Origin of the sequence: Pistricoccus aurantiacus (assembly GCF_007954585.1) — a bacterium.
GTDB lineage: Bacteria > Pseudomonadota > Gammaproteobacteria > Pseudomonadales > Halomonadaceae > Pistricoccus > Pistricoccus aurantiacus.
This window is the reverse complement of record NZ_CP042382.1, coordinates 1,918,473-1,934,425: the sequence shown is the minus strand read 5'-3', so window position 1 is coordinate 1,934,425 and position 15,953 is coordinate 1,918,473. Positions and strand designations below refer to the sequence as shown.

General features: G+C 58.6%; 19 protein-coding genes, 1 pseudogene and 1 other annotated feature. Of the genes and pseudogenes, 6 read left to right on the top strand and 14 right to left on the bottom strand.

Features of this window, described 5'->3' with window-relative positions; all coding sequences use genetic code 11:
• Window positions 1–23: 23 nt before the first annotated feature.
• Together FGL86_RS09310 and FGL86_RS09305 are read right to left on the bottom strand one after the other, a co-directional pair.
• Window positions 24–959: a manganese catalase family protein gene (locus tag FGL86_RS09310; protein WP_147184303.1), complete on the bottom strand. Its 936-nt coding sequence runs from the start codon at window positions 957–959 to the stop codon at window positions 24–26.
• A 208-nt stretch (window positions 960–1,167) separates the two neighbouring features.
• On the bottom strand, window positions 1,168–1,389 hold the full coding sequence (locus FGL86_RS09305; RefSeq protein WP_147184302.1) for a con-10 family general stress protein: 222 nt from the start codon (window positions 1,387–1,389) through the stop codon (window positions 1,168–1,170).
• Between the two features lie 334 nt (window positions 1,390–1,723).
• Between FGL86_RS09305 and FGL86_RS09300 the strand changes: the two genes are divergently transcribed.
• The 4 genes from FGL86_RS09300 (at window position 1,724) to FGL86_RS09285 (ending at window position 3,933) form a co-directional block, all read left to right on the top strand.
• Window positions 1,724–2,206, top strand: a complete 483-nt coding sequence (locus FGL86_RS09300) for a DNA polymerase ligase N-terminal domain-containing protein (RefSeq protein WP_147184301.1) — start codon at window positions 1,724–1,726, stop codon at window positions 2,204–2,206.
• A protein-coding gene (locus FGL86_RS09295; RefSeq protein WP_147184300.1) for an IS3 family transposase occupies window positions 2,178–3,417 on the top strand; the annotation gives its coding sequence in 2 pieces (ribosomal slippage) (window positions 2,178–2,495 and window positions 2,497–3,417; 1,239 coding nt in all). Before FGL86_RS09300 ends, FGL86_RS09295 begins: the two co-directional genes overlap by 29 nt.
• Window positions 2,456–2,586: a sequence feature (AL1L pseudoknot), on the top strand. Its footprint overlaps the gene before it by 131 nt.
• Complete coding sequence (locus FGL86_RS09290; protein WP_147184299.1) at window positions 3,383–3,682, top strand: hypothetical protein; 300 nt, start codon at window positions 3,383–3,385, stop codon at window positions 3,680–3,682. Before FGL86_RS09295 ends, FGL86_RS09290 begins: the two co-directional genes overlap by 35 nt.
• Window positions 3,683–3,735: 53 nt before the next feature.
• On the top strand, window positions 3,736–3,933 hold the full coding sequence (locus FGL86_RS09285; RefSeq protein ID WP_147184298.1) for a nitrous oxide reductase accessory protein NosL: 198 nt from the start codon (window positions 3,736–3,738) through the stop codon (window positions 3,931–3,933).
• A 21-nt stretch (window positions 3,934–3,954) separates the two neighbouring features.
• On the opposite strand, the pseudogene FGL86_RS18305 reads toward FGL86_RS09285, so the two are convergent.
• The 5 genes and pseudogenes from FGL86_RS18305 to FGL86_RS09260 all read right to left on the bottom strand — a co-directional run bounded on the left by FGL86_RS18305 (window position 3,955) and on the right by FGL86_RS09260 (window position 7,778).
• Window positions 3,955–4,338, bottom strand: a pseudogene (locus FGL86_RS18305) (type II toxin-antitoxin system VapC family toxin).
• 2 nt (window positions 4,339–4,340) lie between these two features.
• Window positions 4,341–4,568 carry a type II toxin-antitoxin system Phd/YefM family antitoxin gene (locus tag FGL86_RS09275; protein ID WP_147184297.1) on the bottom strand — a complete coding sequence of 76 codons (228 nt, stop codon included), beginning with the start codon at window positions 4,566–4,568 and terminating at the stop codon, window positions 4,341–4,343.
• Between the two features lie 114 nt (window positions 4,569–4,682).
• Window positions 4,683–6,077 carry an oxygen-independent coproporphyrinogen III oxidase gene (hemN, locus tag FGL86_RS09270; RefSeq protein ID WP_147184296.1) on the bottom strand — a complete coding sequence of 465 codons (1,395 nt, stop codon included), beginning with the start codon at window positions 6,075–6,077 and terminating at the stop codon, window positions 4,683–4,685.
• 15 nt (window positions 6,078–6,092) lie between these two features.
• Window positions 6,093–6,497, bottom strand: a complete 405-nt coding sequence (locus FGL86_RS09265) for a ribonucleotide reductase subunit alpha (RefSeq protein WP_147184295.1) — start codon at window positions 6,495–6,497, stop codon at window positions 6,093–6,095.
• 72 nt (window positions 6,498–6,569) lie between these two features.
• The gene (locus FGL86_RS09260; RefSeq protein WP_147184294.1) at window positions 6,570–7,778 is read right to left on the bottom strand and encodes an NnrS family protein; all 1,209 of its coding nucleotides are present in this window, start codon (window positions 7,776–7,778) and stop codon (window positions 6,570–6,572) included.
• A 78-nt stretch (window positions 7,779–7,856) separates the two neighbouring features.
• Here FGL86_RS09260 and FGL86_RS09255 point away from each other — a divergent pair, with 78 nt between their 5' ends.
• Window positions 7,857–8,285 (top strand): YbaN family protein, encoded by a 429-nt coding sequence (locus FGL86_RS09255; RefSeq protein WP_147184293.1) that lies wholly within the window; start codon window positions 7,857–7,859, stop codon window positions 8,283–8,285.
• A gap of 2 nt (window positions 8,286–8,287) precedes the next feature.
• Window positions 8,288–8,746 carry an RrF2 family transcriptional regulator gene (locus FGL86_RS09250; RefSeq protein WP_147184292.1) on the top strand — a complete coding sequence of 153 codons (459 nt, stop codon included), beginning with the start codon at window positions 8,288–8,290 and terminating at the stop codon, window positions 8,744–8,746.
• Here FGL86_RS09250 and cysN read toward each other — a convergent pair.
• The 7 genes from cysN to FGL86_RS09215 form a co-directional block, all read right to left on the bottom strand.
• On the bottom strand, window positions 8,743–10,167 hold the full coding sequence (gene cysN / locus FGL86_RS09245) for a sulfate adenylyltransferase subunit CysN (protein ID WP_147184291.1): 1,425 nt from the start codon (window positions 10,165–10,167) through the stop codon (window positions 8,743–8,745). The two genes, FGL86_RS09250 and cysN, sit on opposite strands and share 4 nt — an antisense overlap.
• A complete protein-coding gene (gene cysD, locus FGL86_RS09240) occupies window positions 10,167–11,078 on the bottom strand; it encodes a sulfate adenylyltransferase subunit CysD (RefSeq protein WP_147184290.1) in 912 nt (303 codons plus the stop codon). The genes cysN and cysD overlap by 1 nt, the downstream gene beginning before the upstream one ends.
• Window positions 11,079–11,262: 184 nt before the next feature.
• Window positions 11,263–12,012, bottom strand: coding sequence for a phosphodiesterase (locus FGL86_RS09235; RefSeq protein WP_147184289.1), 750 nt, complete (start codon window positions 12,010–12,012; stop codon window positions 11,263–11,265).
• Window positions 12,013–12,028: 16 nt separating this feature from the next.
• Entirely contained in the window at window positions 12,029–12,469 is a 441-nt protein-coding gene (locus FGL86_RS09230; RefSeq protein WP_147184288.1) for a DUF1249 domain-containing protein, read from the bottom strand.
• A 54-nt stretch (window positions 12,470–12,523) separates the two neighbouring features.
• Window positions 12,524–13,150, bottom strand: a complete 627-nt coding sequence (locus tag FGL86_RS09225) for an NUDIX domain-containing protein (RefSeq protein ID WP_147184287.1) — start codon at window positions 13,148–13,150, stop codon at window positions 12,524–12,526.
• Window positions 13,151–13,179: 29 nt separating this feature from the next.
• Window positions 13,180–15,162, bottom strand: coding sequence for an alkaline phosphatase D family protein (locus FGL86_RS09220; protein ID WP_147184286.1), 1,983 nt, complete (start codon window positions 15,160–15,162; stop codon window positions 13,180–13,182).
• Window positions 15,163–15,199: 37 nt separating this feature from the next.
• Window positions 15,200–15,832 (bottom strand): tetratricopeptide repeat protein, encoded by a 633-nt coding sequence (locus FGL86_RS09215; RefSeq protein WP_147184285.1) that lies wholly within the window; start codon window positions 15,830–15,832, stop codon window positions 15,200–15,202.
• Between the last annotated feature and the right edge of the window lie 121 nt (window positions 15,833–15,953).

Genomic DNA, 15,953 nt, shown 5'->3' with positions numbered 1-15,953 from the left:
GGAAGTATAAGTTAAGTTCCAGCTTAACTATAACGGCTCCACTGATTGCTTCCATCAGGGACCGAATTCTTGATATGCTCGCTTCTTTCTTTACTTACCTGCTTACTGACCTCTTCGGCTTCTTCCATTGTCCTGGCTGCATTTTCTTCCTGTAAGTCCCAAAAACCTTGAGTAGCTTTAACCATATCACCCGGCTCGTTGATATATTGCCAAGGCTCTTTGAACTGTGAGCTTACGCCCTCATTCCAAGGCCCTTTAGCTTTCTCGCCTTTTGACATATTGAAATAAAGATTACTGTAGCGAGGGTCGCCTTGCTTGACGCCTGGGGGGAAGTTTGGCTCTAGCGTGCTCAAAGCTGCCTCGAACATTTGATAATGAGCGATTTCCCGGGTCATAAGGAAATTTAATGTTTCTTTAACTGCTGAATCGTTAGTGAACTGCATAAGGTATTCATAGACTATTTTCGCTCTTGATTCCGCAGCAATATTTGAACGCAGGTCTACTGTAGGATCACCATTGGCATTAACATAACTGCCCGACCACGGTACACCTTGGCTATTGGTTACCGTAGGGCTCCCACCGCTTAAACAAAGAAACTGGGGATTTACCAAGGCCTCGTGAATCATGCTTTCTTTTTCGCCTTTACCCCCACCCACCAGCTGCATGATTTGCGACTGTTCTGATGTATCCTTTAGCTCTCCGTTTACGCCATTTAGCAACATTTGGATAGTCGCGCCAACGATTTCCAAATGGCTAAATTCTTCGGTAGCTATATCCATTAGCATATCGTATTGCTCGGGGTAGGGCTGACGTACCGAGAATGCTTGTACAAAATATTGCATGGCGGCTTTTAGCTCGCCATTTACTCCACCAAACTGCTCTAGCAACAAACTTGCAAACTTTGGGTCAGGTGCTGATACACGAGCATTAAATTGCAGTTCCTTGGCATGATAAAACATTGCTTCATCTCCTTCATAAAGGATAAAACTAGCCGAACGACCAACCCCCTATAAGCAATACTTTTTCATATTATTGTTTTTTATTACAACTTGTTAAAGCTACATCCTTGTAGCGTTTTCATCCTTGAAACATAACTTAAAAAAACGTTGTTTAAAGCCGTCCTTGGCCAATCTTACTCCTGAAAAAAACGAACGTTAACAACAAAGATTAACTGTTACGTCCCCCTTTCTTGCCGGCTTCGGAGGCCTTCTCAGGGTCGTTAGCGAAGTTGCCTCCGCTATGCTGCCCGCCCTTCTTACCGGCTTCAGAAGCCTTTTCCGGATCATTATCAAAGCTACCGCTACTATGCTCCCCGCCTTTCTTGCCGGCTTCGGAGGCGCGCTCGGGATCTTCTGCAAAATTACCGGAACCACCACGATGCTCAGCCATGGTAAAACTCCTTCTCTACCTTGAGTAAATATCGAGGTAAGCTTTTCTTATCCACGAGAAAAGCGTTTACTCTTTACTGTAAAAACAAGCCATGTTCTGTCATGGCATATATGAATCTAATACCACTTCTATAATTGCGCAACGGCTACATTGTCAAGTTGTGTAAAATCATTAACTTGGGTAATAATATATCCACACCTTTAGATGAAAAACGATTAATATTTGACCTTAGTTAAAAGAACATTGTTTTTAAACTTAACTCTTTAGCGCATTGCTCTATGTTTTTATAGTGTCTTTACCTATGTTTATTTGCAGTAGTTTTAAAGGTGCAACCATGTCAGAGCTTGATAGCTATCAGCGTAAGCGAAATTTCGAGCGGACTCCCGAACCTGCCGGCAAGAATCGGCATCAGCTAGGCGCTGGGAGGCGCTACGTCATGCACAAGCATGCGGCGAGTCATGAGCATTTCGATCTGCGCCTCGAACGAGACGGGGTGTTGATGAGCTGGGCCTTGCCCAAGGGACCGAGCTTGGTGTCGGGGGAAAGGCGGCTGGCAGTCCAAGTCGAAGATCACCCGTTGGAATACGGTGACTTCGAGGGCGTGATTCCTCAAGAAGCCTACGGCGGCGGTACGGTCATGTTATGGGATCGGGGCGAATGGAAACCTGCCGGCAAGGAAAAACGCGATCGCATCGACCTGGTGCTCGAGGGCGAGAAGCTCAAGGGCGCCTGGACCCTTGAACCGTGCCGGGATTCCCGGAGGCTCCAAACCTTGAGAGGATGGAGCCATGAACACTTCCAAGCGATATGCACCTGAGGTCCGTCAGCGGGCCGTCCGCATGGTCTTCGACCACGAGGCTGACTACCCCTCCCAATGGGCGGCCATCGGCGCCATTGCCCCCAAGATCGGCTGCACACCGGAGACGCTGCGTAGTTGGGTCCGTCAGGCCGAACGTGATGCCGGACGTCGGGAAGGCGCGACCCCTACTGAACGCGAGCGGATCAAGGCCCTGGAGCGCGAGAACCGCGAGTTAAAGCAGGCCAACGAGATTCTCCGCAAGGCCTCCGCGTATTTTGCCCAGGCGGAGTGCGACGGGCAGGCCGCCTGCGCCGCGGCAAGTGATGATCGAGTTCATCGATGATCACCGGGAGTCGTACGGGGTCGAGCCGATCTGCCGTGTCCTGCCGATTGCCCCGTCGACCTACTACGAGCACAAGGCCCGTGACGCCCAGCCTGATCGCGCGCCACCCCGCATCCAGCGTGATCGCTGGCTGAGTGCCGAGATCCAGCATGTCTGGGACGAGAACTTCGGTGTCTACGGCATCCGCAAGGTCTGGCGCCAATTGCATCGAGAAGCGATCCCCACCGCTCGTTGCACCGTCGAGCGCCTGATGCGCCGGATGGGGCTGCGAGGCGTGGTGAGAGGCAGGCCGGTCCGTACGACCGTGCCCGATCCCAACAAGGCCTCTCCAGCGGACCTGGTGCGGCGGCAGTTTCAGCCGGCTCAGCCAAATGCACTGTGGGTGTCGGATTTTACGTATGTCGCGACCTGGCAGGGCTTCGTCTATGTCGCCTTCGTCATCGACGCCTTTGCTCGCCGGATCATCGGCTGGCGAGTCTCCCGCTCACCCCGCACCGACATGGTGCTGGATGCGCTGGAGCAGGCGCTTCATGAACGTCCTCAGCGACCTGGCAACGACTTGATCCACCATAGCGATAGGGGCGTTCAATATGTCTCGATTCGATACACAGAGCGCTTGGAGGACGCCGGCATCGCCCCGTCTGTCGGGCGTGTCGGCGACTCATATGACAACGCGCTGGCCGAGACGGTGATAGGGTTGTTCAAGACGGAGGTAATTCGCCGAAGCGGGCCATGGCGGCACCTGGAAGCCGTTGAGTTCGCCACTCTGGAATGGGTCGACTGGTTCAACCATCGACGACTCCTGGAGCCGATCGGCAACATGCCGCCGGCCGAGCGAGAAGCGCTGTACTATGAGCAACAGAGTCAAGCCAAGAAGGTGGCCTGACTCAAACCAACGGGTCTCCGAGAAAGCCGGTACGGTTCACCTGGTTCGCCTGAAAGACAACAAGCAACGAAGCGGCAAACACTGGTTACTGATCAAGCGCAGCGACGACACCCATCGCATGGCAAGCGATATCAGCGTCGAGGATGACCGCAGCGTGCTAAGCGGCAGAAGCATGATCCAGATTGCCGAACAAGAAAGGAAGGTAAAAAACGGCGGGGAAGACAAAACAAAGCGCCAAAAGACCGACGCGAATCGAGAACATTGAACGTGAAAGCGCTCCAGGGAAATACCCCTATATGGTTAGGGCCGAGTTTCGTCATGCTGGGCGCCTTTTTATGGGGCATCGGCCACGGCCAGCGTGGCGCCATGGGCCACACCTTGGCACCCTTCGCCGAGCAAGCCGAAGCGCAAGCCTTTATCGACGAGCACGGCGGCGAGATGATTCGCTTTAAAGAAATTGACCTGCCGCTGTTGGGCAAGCTGGGGCGGGGGGAGTTGAATGCCGAGACCCCGTGAAAGAAACGCTTCGGCGACGAGTCAGCAAGCAGGTATCGTACGGACGGCGTAGTATATAAAAGCCGTGTCAGCGGTCATCAACGTAAGCCCCTCTGCCTGGGACTGGGCGATCAACATGCGATCAAATGGATCGCGATGGTGCATGGGTAGATTTCCTGCCTGCTCACCGTGGAAAGGAGCTATGGACAGTGGGATAAAACCTTCGTCCTCGATAATGTTATTCAGATCGCCAGGGGCTTCGAGTTTGCCGAGCTACTTTTTGATGCTGATCTCCCAGACGCTGGCGGCGCTGACAAAAATTGTATTGCGCGGCTCCGCGATGATTTCCCTTGCCTGCGCTCCCAGTTGAGGATCATCGGCCAGCCACCAGAGAAACGCATGGGTATCGAGCAGTATCCGCCGCATGGTTACTCTCCTTCGAAGGCGGCGACTACGTCCTCAGGCGTCTTGTCGAAATCCGCGGCCATGAGAATCTGCCCTTTGTAACGACCTGGCGTGCGCCGCGACGGCTGTCTATAGGGAATCAATTCGACCCAAGGCTCGCCGGCCTTGGCGATCACTACCTTTTCCCCTCGATTCACCCGTTCAGCCAGCGCGGAAAGTTGGCTTTTGGCTTCGTGCATATTGATCTGCATTTCGACACCCCACTTAGCTAACCTAGCTAAATTATAGGCGTTATCCTTTTAGCCCTTAATACAGCGCCGAGGGCCTGAGCATCCAGAAGTCTTGAAGATCGGCCAATCGTAAAATCACACCGTCCTCGAAAACCGTCTCTCGCGGATATCCTCGCTCAGATACGCATCGAAGGCCATGGCGACGCTGCGCATCATCAGCCGCCCGCGGGGCTTGAGCACCAGCTTTTCTTCATCGATGCTCACCAGCCCGTCGCGCACCTGCTCTTCCAGCGCGTCGAAGGCGTCGCTGAAATAGGCCTTGAAGTCGATATCGTAAGCGGCTTCGATGGGGGCGAATTCCACCTGGTTATGGCACATCAGCCGGTGGATGACATCCCGGCGCAGCCGGTCGTCGTCGTTGAGCTGATAGCCTTTCTGCACCGGCAGGTGCAGCTCGTCGAGACACTTGTAGTACTCGGACAGGGTCTTGACGTTCTGGCTGTAGGTGTCCCCGACCTTGCCGATGGCGGTGATGCCCAGGCCGATCAGATCGCAGTCCGCGTGAGTGGAGTAGCCCTGGAAATTACGCTGAAGGGTGCCGTTTTCCTGAGCGCGGGTCAGCTCGTCGTCCGGCAGCGCGAAATGATCCATGCCGATATACACGTAGCCCGCCTGCTGCAGGCGATTGATGGTCAGCTCCAGCAGTTCGATCTTGCGCTCCGGCGGCGGCATGTCCTCGGGCCGGATCAGGCGTTGGGCGCGAAAGCGCTCTGGCAGATGGGCGTAGCTGTAGGAGGCGATCCTGTCCGGGCGCATGGCGATGATCTTGTCCAGGGTGCGGGAGAAGCTCGCAACGGTCTGCAGCGGCAGGCCGTAGATCAGATCGACGCTGATCGAGTCAAAGCCGGCCTCCCGCGCCGCCTCCATGAGATCCAGGGTCTGCTGTTCGCCCTGCTCGCGATTGACCGCCTTCTGCACGTCCGGATCGAAGTCCTGCACGCCAAGGCTGATGCGATTGAAGCCCAGCGCATGGAGTTCGTGAATCTGCTGAGGCGAGACGGTGCGTGGATCCACCTCCAGGGAGAATTCCCGGGATTCGCTCCGCTCCAGGGTAAACGCCTCATCCAGCGCCTCCATCAGCTCGCTCAGCTGGGCGTTGGTGAGATAGGTCGGGGTGCCGCCGCCCAGATGCAGTTGGGTCAGCTTGCGATCCGGATCGAAAAGATGCGCCTGCAGGGCGATCTCGCGCTTTAAGTAGTTCAGGTATTCCACCGCCCGTTCGGTCTTGTGGGTGATGATCTTGTTGCAGGCGCAGTAATAGCAAAGGCTCTTGCAGAACGGGATATGGATATAGACCGACAGGGGCTTGGGCAGCGGATCGCCATTGCTGTGAGCGATGGCGTCGCGGTAGTCGTCCAGGGCAAAGGCGGTATGGAAACGCGGTGCGGTGGGATAGGAGGTATAGCGCGGCCCCGGTCGATCGTATTTCTCCACCAGGCTACGCTCGAAGGTCAAGGATTCTTGGCTCATGGCGGGCTCCGACACTCAATGAAAGCTGGCGACGTCGCCGCGGCGATCGAAAGCCAGAAAATGTTCGATGCTGCCTTGCTGGATGGTCTCGACCATCCGCTGCAGCGTCGCTTCCGCGTCATCGCTGGTAGGAGGGAAGGACTCATGGCCCGCCAGCGCCGCGACGAAGACGATGTCCCAGTCGATTCCGGTGCGCTTCGATTCCTCGAGTAGCGCCGCCATGTCCGTCAGCTCCTCCGGGAGCTTGTCGACGCAAAGCACGGGCACCAGTACCCCGCCCTCGCCCCGCTCGAAGCGTTCGCGCTGGATGTCGTTCGGGTTATCCGGCAGTTCCGCTCGGGTGAACACGAAAAGCAGGCGCTGAGCCTCTTTCTGCTGGCGCGCTTCGCGCAGTAAGTCCGCATAACAGGCGATAGCCAATGTCGTCTCCTTGAGGCAGCGATGAATATTCGAGCTGCCTTATTTCATGTCGTCTCTTGTCTGTTTCACCACTCAACGGGCGGCTTGTCTTGTATTTCGGTGAATCAGGTATTCGTTTGCCACGCTGGCGAGCCGCAGCCCCAGCAGGCACCAGGCAAGGCTCCAGGCTGTCGCGGCGATCCAGAGCAGGGGCACGTGATAGATCAGCGTAAAGGACGCGAAAAGCCTCGACAGCGTGGCAATGGCGATCAAGCCGGTGATCCATGCAAAATATTTTTCACGCCCCAGATCGAGGCTGGATCTTGGACTCGCCGCCAGCAACGCCGTTCGCAACATGATACCGCTTGTCAGCGTGCCTAGCGCCCCGACAGTGATGACATGGATCAAGGCAACCGACGATTGCTGGGCGAGCAAGGCAATGCCGTTGACGATCAGCCCCGTCCCAAGCCAGGCATAGCCGATGCCCAGGCATAACAGATCGGGCCTGCCCAGACAGTGCCAAGGCTGCCAGCGCAGCAGCCGTAGCCATCCTATCAGCCCCGCCAGCACCAGCGGGACTCCGGCCCAGCGGTAGACCATCGGCCAGAATGCGAGCCCAATGGCCAGCAGCATGGCGAGAATCAGCCCCGCTTCCAGATTCGGCTGTACCCGAGCCTTGAGGATGCCGCCAAGACGCTGACGATAGCCCGCCACCGCCGGCGCGATCACCCGACCGCCCATGAAAAGCATCAATAAGGCCAATAGCAGCACCGCTATATACAGCAGACCCGACGGCGAATAATTTATCGGTACCGCTTTCGACAACGGCATATGGCTCGACCACTGAGCGGCTACCGCTGCCAGGCAGATCGCCAGCAGCAGCGGCGAAAGCAGGCGATTGCGCCATTTCTTGGCGGCCTTGAAGCGCGGCACCAGCTGCCAAGCCAGCAGCAGAACGAAACCGCTGCCCGCCAAGGGTGCCATCAGGGTCTGTGGCGCAAGCAGGATGCCAAGCCTTGCCAGCAACCAGAGAAGGAACAGCGGCGCCAGTTTCTTGAACGGCAAGGGCCCCAGCAGATAGCCGGCGATCACCGCCAGGGCGAAACCGAACAGTAGCTCCTGAGCATGCAGGTAGGCCAAGGATACATTCGGCATGTTGACGGTCTGAAACTCGTCGCCTGAAAGCATGACCCAGAGCGATAGCGGCATCCATAGAGCAGCGTAAAGGCTCGCCGCCGGGAAGAACCAGGTCCAGGCGGGATAATGCCGAGTGGAAATCATGGTGTTCTTGCCTTGACGCATGGCTTGAGCATTCCTTGATCAAAGCATAATATATATCCAAAATACATCTTATGGGCCAGGCCGCCAAGGAGGCCTTCAATGGCAACCCCCGGCAAGCTATCTCGTTTGGTCTACCGGTGTCTGGCGTTCCTGTGCATCGGCCTGGGCGCCGTCGGCGCAGTCTTGCCGCTGTTGCCTACCACCCCTTTTCTGCTGGTGGCGGCCTGGGCGGCCCCCAAGGGCTCGCCCCGGCTGGCCACCTGGCTGTGGCGGCACCCGCATCTCGGGCCGCCATTGATCGCCTGGCGAGAGCAGCGTGCGGTTCCCAAGCGTGCCAAGTGGCTGGCCTGCTGTTTACTGTTATTGAGCTGGTCCTGGCTCGCCTACAAGGGCTCGCCGCTTTTCGTGCTGATCGTCACCGGCGTTTTCTTCTGCTGTGTGGCGACTTTTCTGCTGACAAGACCCAACCCGACCACGTCGACAACAAACAATAACGTCGTGCCTCGCGCGACCCGCAACGGCTCCTGAGCATGCATATCACTCGCTACACGGATTATTCGCTTCGTGTGCTGCTGTTCACCGCCTTGAAAGGCGAACAGCGCTCCACCATCGCGGAAATCGCCGAACGCTACGATATTTCCCGCAATCATCTGATGAAGGTGGTTCAGGAACTCAATCGCAAGGGCTACCTGCAGGCCACCCGCGGCAAGAACGGCGGGCTGATACTCAAGAAGCGCCCGGAAGACATCAACCTCGGCAAGCTGGTGCGGGATACGGAGCAGGATCTCGTGCTGGTGGAATGCTTCGGCCCGGCCAATCGATGCGTGATCACCCCGGCCTGTCGCATCAAGCTTCTCCTCGCAAAGGCGCTGGACGCCTTCTTCGGTGTGCTGGATCAATACACCCTGGCGGATCTCATCGAAAATCCCCAAGAGCGCCGGGAGCTGATTCGCCTGCTGCAGATCAATGAACCAGTCCCGGTCGATTAGGAAAACAGCTTGCCGATATCCCTGGCTTCCCAATGGGGGAAGTGCCGGCGCACCAGCGCATTGAGTTCGACTTCGAAGGCCTGCCAGTCCACTTCCCCTGTCGGCTCCTTCGATACCTCGCTGACGCCGCGAATCAGCCCCGCCCCCAGGGTGGCATTGGTCAAGCGGTCGATGATAATAAAGCTGCCGGTGCCCGGGCTGCGTCGATACTCATCTACCGGAATTGGCGTGGTCAGCTCAAAATGGGCGCGACCGATGCCGTTGAGCTCGAGCCGGTTCGTCTTCTCCCGTGCCAGGCTGTTGACGTCCACCTGGTAGTCGAGACGGCTGATTTGACCGGTCAACTCCCGGCTGGCGAGCTTGATATCGTAGCTCTTGCCGATCTCCAGCGGAATTTCCTGCATCCAGACGATATCCGCCTCGATGCCGGAAGACAGCGCGACTTCCTCGCCGGCCCCCACCAGCCAATCGCCCCGGGAAATATCGATTTCGTCGTCCAGGGTCACGCTGATGGCCTGGCCCGGATAGGCCACTTCCAGATCGCCGTCAAAGGTGACGATGCGCGCGACTCGCGAGGTCTTGCCGGAAGGCAGCACCTTGACCGCCTGCCCCGGGCGCAGGATGCCGGATTCCAGGGTGCCGCTGTAGCCACGAAAATCCAGATGCGGTCGATTCACGTACTGTACCGGCAGGCGCAGGTCCGACAGGTTACTGTCCCGGCTGATCTCCACCGTCTCGAGATGCTCCAGCAACGCCCCTTGTCCATACCAGGGCATGGCATCGCTCTTGTTGACCACGTTGTCGCCCTTCAGGGCGGAAATCGGCACGAAGCGAATGTCCCGAGCGCCGAGATTCTCGGCGAAGCGGCGGTACTGTGCGACGATCTCCTCGAAGCGCGCCTGGGAATACGCCACAAGATCCATCTTGTTGATGGCGATCACCAGGTGCTGGATACCCAGCAGATCGCAGATATAGCTGTGCCGGCGGGTCTGGGTCTGCACCCCGTGGCGGGCATCCACCAGGATGATCGCCAGGCTCGCGGTGGAGGCGCCGGTGGCCATGTTGCGGGTGTACTGCTCGTGGCCCGGGGTATCGGCGATGATGAACTTTCGTCTGTCCGTGGAGAAATAGCGATAGGCCACATCGATGGTGATGCCTTGCTCCCGCTCGGACTGCAGCCCGTCCACCAGCAGCGCCAGATCCACCGTGTCTCCGGTGGTGCCGCTGGTCTTGGAGGCCAGGGTAATGGCGGCCAGCTGGTCTTCAAAGATCATCTTGGAATCGTGCAGCAGCCTGCCGATCAGGGTCGACTTGCCGTCGTCCACGCTCCCACAGGTGATGAAGCGCAGCAGATCCTTGTTCTCGTGGGCCTTGAGATAGGCGTCGATGTCATCGGCAATCAGGCTGGATTGGTGAGCCATCAGAAGTACCCCTCGCGTTTTTTCCTCTCCATCGAGCCGGCCTGGTCGTGGTCGATAGCCCTGCCGCTGCGTTCGCTGCTGCGGGTCAGAAGCATTTCCTGGATGATCGCCGGCAGCGTCGCCGCTCGGGACTCCACCGCGCCGGTGAGCGGGTAGCAGCCGAGGGTCCGGAAACGCACCCATTTCTCTTCCGGCACTTCGCCAGGGGCCAGGGGCAGGCGTTCGTCGTCCACCATGATCTGCATGCCGTCTCGCTCCACCACCGGGCGGGGTGCGGCGTAATAAAGCGGCACGATGGGAATCGACTCCAGGTAGATGTACTGCCAGATGTCGAGTTCCGTCCAGTTGGAGAGCGGAAAGACGCGAATCGATTCGCCGGGATTGATGCGGGCGTTGTACAGATTCCACAGCTCCGGACGCTGATTCTTGGGATCCCAGCGATGATGCCTGTCCCGGAACGAATAGACCCGTTCCTTGGCACGGCTGGCCTCCTCGTCCCGCCGAGCGCCGCCGAAGGCCGCGTCGAAGCCGTACTTGTCCAGGGCCTGCTTGAGGGAAGCGGTCTTCATCACGTCCGTGTACTTGGCGCTGCCGTGATCGAAGGGATTGATGTTGGCCGCCCGGCCCTCTTCGTTGATGTGCTCGATCAGCTCCATGCCGGTTTCCCGCGCCATGGTGTCGCGAAAGGCGATCATTTCGCGAAACTTCCAGGTAGTGTTGACATGCATCAGGGGAAACGGCGGCCTGCCAGGATAGAAGGCCTTGCGCGCCAGATGCAGCATCACCGAGGAATCCTTGCCGATGGAATACAGCATGACCGGGCGGCGAAACTCCGCGGCGACTTCCCGCAGAATATGAATGGATTCGGCTTCGAGCTGTTTCAGGTGGGTTTGACGCTCGGGAGACAGCATGGCGCTTGAGACCTCGTAAGGTGAACCGGAAAAAAACGAAAGGTCATGGCCTGCGGAACGCCAGCGCGAAGCTAAGATGAAACGTATTAAAAAAGCCGGAAGCCGAGACCATGAATCCGTCATGGCTTCAGCCTACCGGCTCAAATAAATAACCCAAAAGAATAAATCACTATCTTTTTATAACCTATTGCTTCTTCTGCGTTTCGACGCGCTCCACCCAGGTCGTAAAGCCGGCGTCCTCTAACTCGACCACGCGATAGCCCGGCATCGCCTGCTCGTCCACGGCGAAGGCGTCGGACCGAGGCAGGAACTGATCCGAGGTGGCCGGGCAGCCATGGACCGCGATTTTTCCTCCGCCGCAGACAACGGTCTGTGTAAAAGCCTGATGAATATGCCCGCAGAGAATACCTCGCACCTGAGGAAAACGTTCCAGGCATTGCCACAGGGCTTGGCGATCCTGAAGGCCGATCGCATCCATCCAGGCGGAGCCGATCGTCACCGGCGGGTGGTGCATGACAAGCCAGGTAGGCCGCTCGTCCTGGCGTAACCGCACCGCCAGGCGCTCCAGCTGCGCCTCTCCCAGCTTGCCGAAGGGCTCGCCAAAGACTTGGGTGTTCAGCATCAGCAGCCGCCACCGGTCCAGCTCGATCTCGTCGACGACGCTCCGGTACCGCGCCATGACCTCAGGGTCGTCGTGATTGCCCGCCAGCCAGTACCAGGGGCACGTCAACTGGTCCAATCGTTCAACGGCCAGACGATAGGCACCCGGCGAACCGTTCTCGCCGATATCCCCGGTCAGGATGACTGCGTCCGGCTGCTGCCGGCGGGCGTATTCCAGGACTTGTTCGAACCGAGACAGCGGATGGCCGGTTCGACAACGGGCTTTCGGATCCGCTTGCAGGTGGGAGTCGGTGATCTGGATCAGACGTGCCATGGGAAGGAGCGAGAAGCTAGCGAATCAGATCCAGGGAATGGCCGTGAGCCAGGCCATGTTCCAGCCATTCGCCGAGAAAACGATTGAGCTGCAGCTTTTCGTCCGGTTGATGCATGCGGGGGTTGGGATAGCGATAGCGGCCATCGAAGTGACGCTGACGCTGGAAATCCACCACTTCTGCCATGCGCACATCGTGATAGAGCTGAACCCGCATGCGTGGCGTCTCGACAAAGGAATCCAGCGCGCCGCTCTGGCTGATACTCACGGTGGTGGTGTAAGGAGCGACTTCCAATACTTCCAGCCACAGGGCGCCGAATCGCTTGTCGTGGTCACCCAGATTCACCTCGCGCACCTCGCCGATCTCGAGCTCACCCAGCAGTCGAGACAGACGCCAGTAGTTGGCGCTGCACTCTCCCTGCAGGGTCTTGAGATCGGTGACATAGGCGGCTCTGGGCACAGGCAAACTCCTTTCAGACAACTCTTTTAAGACAAACACTTTTTCAGACAAATTCTAGCGTCTGGCGCGTAGCGAAGCACGCTCCCGCGCCAGCCAATACAATGTGATGAGGGACATGGCGTTATCGAGCCGGCCGGCTTCGAGAAGTTCCCAGGCACGACCATACGGTAGCACATGCACCTTGATATCCTCGTGTTCGGTTTCTACTCCGTGCACGCCGCCGATCCCCCGGCTGTCCACCAGTCCGCAGAACAGCGTGACCCGCTCGTCGCAGGCGCCGGGGCTTGGATAGTAGGCGTGCAGCTCGATCAGCTCGCCAATTTCGCAGCCGGCTTCTTCCAGAGTTTCGCGTCTGGCGACATCCGCAGGGGTTTCGCCTTTCTCGACCAGGCCCGCCACCGGCTCGAGTTTCCAGGGACTGACGGGATCACTCAGGGCGCCGGCACGAAGTTGTTCGACCATCACCACCGCGTCACGTTCCACGTCGTAGAGCAGCACGCCCACCGCGTCGTGACGAACATGCACCTCGCGCTGAATCTTCTCGCTCCAGCCGCCCTCGAACAGGCGATGGCGAAGATGGCGCTTCTCAAGGCGAAAAAAGCCTTGATACAGGCATTCGTCCTCGAGCCGCTCAACGTCCTTGCTATCGAAACGCGGGCCTTCACCGAAGCAGTCGGCCATGAACCCTCCTCAACGCAAAGGGGTTATTATCACGGCCCGCCCCGGGGATGCCAACCCCGCTTCTTGTCAGACGAAATTTCCAGGCGCTCTTCTCCGGGCTCTTCAAGGGGAAAATGAACGTCCAGGTTCCGAGCGTCCAGTTCGGTAATGGCTTGCGGGCGCCCTTCCCCATCAAGCGTCACGTAGCCGATGCCGGAACCGTTCCACAGCCGCTCTCCGGCCTTGCCGCGATCCGGCGTACTGGGCGTGACGTACATCTCCCGGCGCTTGGTAAAAAAGTTCAACGGCGACCAGGGTGCGTAAAGCCAGCGGTTGAGTCGATCGAACCAGTCCAGCAGCGTATCCGGAAAGGCGTTTTTCACGCCGCTGCTGGTGATCTGCCAGATGTTGGGGCCATGTCGGCGATCGCGAATACGAATGCGATAGACAAAAGAATAGTGCACGTCCCCGGAAAGGATCACGTAATTGGCCGGCGTGCGAGAATGGCGAAAGATATTCAGCATCACGCTGGCCGCGCCACGATGGGCCATCCAGTTCTCCGCATCCACCATCAGGGGTTTGCCCGCCAGGGCGAAGAGCTTCTGCACGCTCTCGATCAGCTTGACCCCGAACATGGGCGTCGGCGACACCACCACTACCGCCGGCTCGTCGAGCAACTCCTGCTGCAGATCGGAAAGCGCCTCCCAATCCATCAATCCCGAGGGTCGGTGACGTTTCCGCTCGCTGCGCCAGCGCCGGGTGCGGGTATCCAGCACCACCAGCTTGGGATGGCCGGGCACCACGTATTCCCACCCCTGAAAGCGCAGCAGTTCTCGAATGGCGGCGTCCTGCTCAAGATCGGGCAGCGCATCCTGGGCGTGGGCCGCGCTCAGCAACGACGTAATCTCGCTCATGGGCATTGCCAGGCGATCCGGGTCGTTGCCCCAGCCCTGGCAGAGCAGATAGGCCAGCAAGGCGTTGCCCAGGATGCGCCGGGAGAACGGATGTTCGTAGGCCACTTCTTCCCAGGCAGCGTTGAGATTCCAGTCGTCGGTAACATCGTGATCATCGAAGATCATCAGGCTGGGCTGATTGGCCAGCAAGCGGGCTACTTGCGGCAGATTTTTGACGAAGTCTTCGATAATGACGGCTTCTTCATCGAAGCGCTTGGCGTGTTTTTCATCCAGATCCGGCGGCTTCACCTCGATCAGTCGCCAGGGCACCGGCGACCAGACCAGCAGATACATGGCCAGCACTTCGGCGAAGGTAATCAGGTGATTCTGGGCGCTGGCGGTAGTGAAGATGGGCTTTCTGACCCCGCCGAACAGCCGCTCTCGCAGCGCCTCGTTGGAGACGATGTCCGGCAGCAATCGCTCCCGGTGGTAATAGGTGTCCGAGGAGGCGAACAGCGCCTGGCTATCCGCCACCATGGCGTCCTCGAGGATCTCGTCGAACAGCCCCAGACGGCGAATCAGCGCGTGAATCGCCACCAGCATCGGCCCAGCCACGTCGTCCGCGTAGATCTGATCCCCGGTCATCAGCAGCCAGGCGGGGCGCTTGTCGGGTTCCGCCCAACGTTCCGCCAGCCAGCTATCCGCCCGCACCAGGCCGTCCCTGCCCGGATGATGCGGCTTGCGACAGGAGCCATGCAGCAGGCTGTGCAGGCGGGAGGCAATCACGAAACCGGGAAGCGCTGCGCCTTCATAAAGCAGATGCGGCGCCCAGTCGGCGATACCCTGATCCGTTTCCCCCTTCAGACGCAGGTCGTAGTCGATACGCACATCTTGCGGCAGAGGTCTATCGAACTGCACATCGATCAGATGCAGATAAGCGTGCTTACCCAGCGGCAGTACCCGGCAGTTGTCCGCGCTCAAGACATGATGGCGCGGCATCGAGTCATCCTGCGGTGATAGCACAAGCTCGAGGCTCAGCGGCCGCGAGCCCACCAGCCACAGCAGGATTCTTTCCGGGTCGCTCCGGCGCAGGATAGGGCCCGCCAGCACCGCGGGCAAGGAAGCATGATCGAAGCTCATAAGCGCCAGGTTACTCCAGCCCGGCGCAGGACGTCATTCATTCGAGCTCGCGCAGCAGTCGTCTGGCCTCCTGGCGTAGCGCTTCATCGGAGGTCTCCCGCCCAGCTCTCGCCTCGCCTTCCACGGCGCGACGGGCATGCTGGCGCGCCTCCGCAAGACGACCCTCGTCTTGCAGGAACACCGCATAATAATAGTTGACGTCGATCCCTGCGGGACGAATCCGCAATGCCTTCTCGAACATGCGCTCCGCCTGATCGGCGTCGCCGAAACCCAGCGGCCAGCCCGGCACCCGGTCATAGAGCGCCCCCAGCGTGACATAGGCAGAACCCGCGTTACCTTGCGGGTCGAGACGGATGGCCTGTTCCAGCGATGCTCGGGCTTCCTTGGCCAAGCCCAGCGCCCCGACGCCGCCCTTGGCCCGCGCCTGGGACGCCAGCACGATGCCCTGCCAGACCAGCACTCGAGCGTTGTTCGGATAGGTTTTCGCCAGCGCCTTGGCATCCTCCGCCAGTTCGCCCAAGGCATCGGCGCGCTTGTTCTCAGGCGTCTGGGTGGTGATATATTCCCAGCGGTTTTTCAAGGCAAAAAGCTCGCTGTCCTGAGCATGGCAGGCAGCGAATGGCATCAAGACGAGCAGCATTCCCCATAATACGGCGACAAACCCTTTCATGACGGCATCCTTTTCTTGTATTCGATCAAAGGTTTTATCGCATATTCTCGGACATGCTTGAACGCTGCTTTCGATGCAGCGCTCTATTATCGCCACCGATCTTAGCCTCCGACCTCCTCGA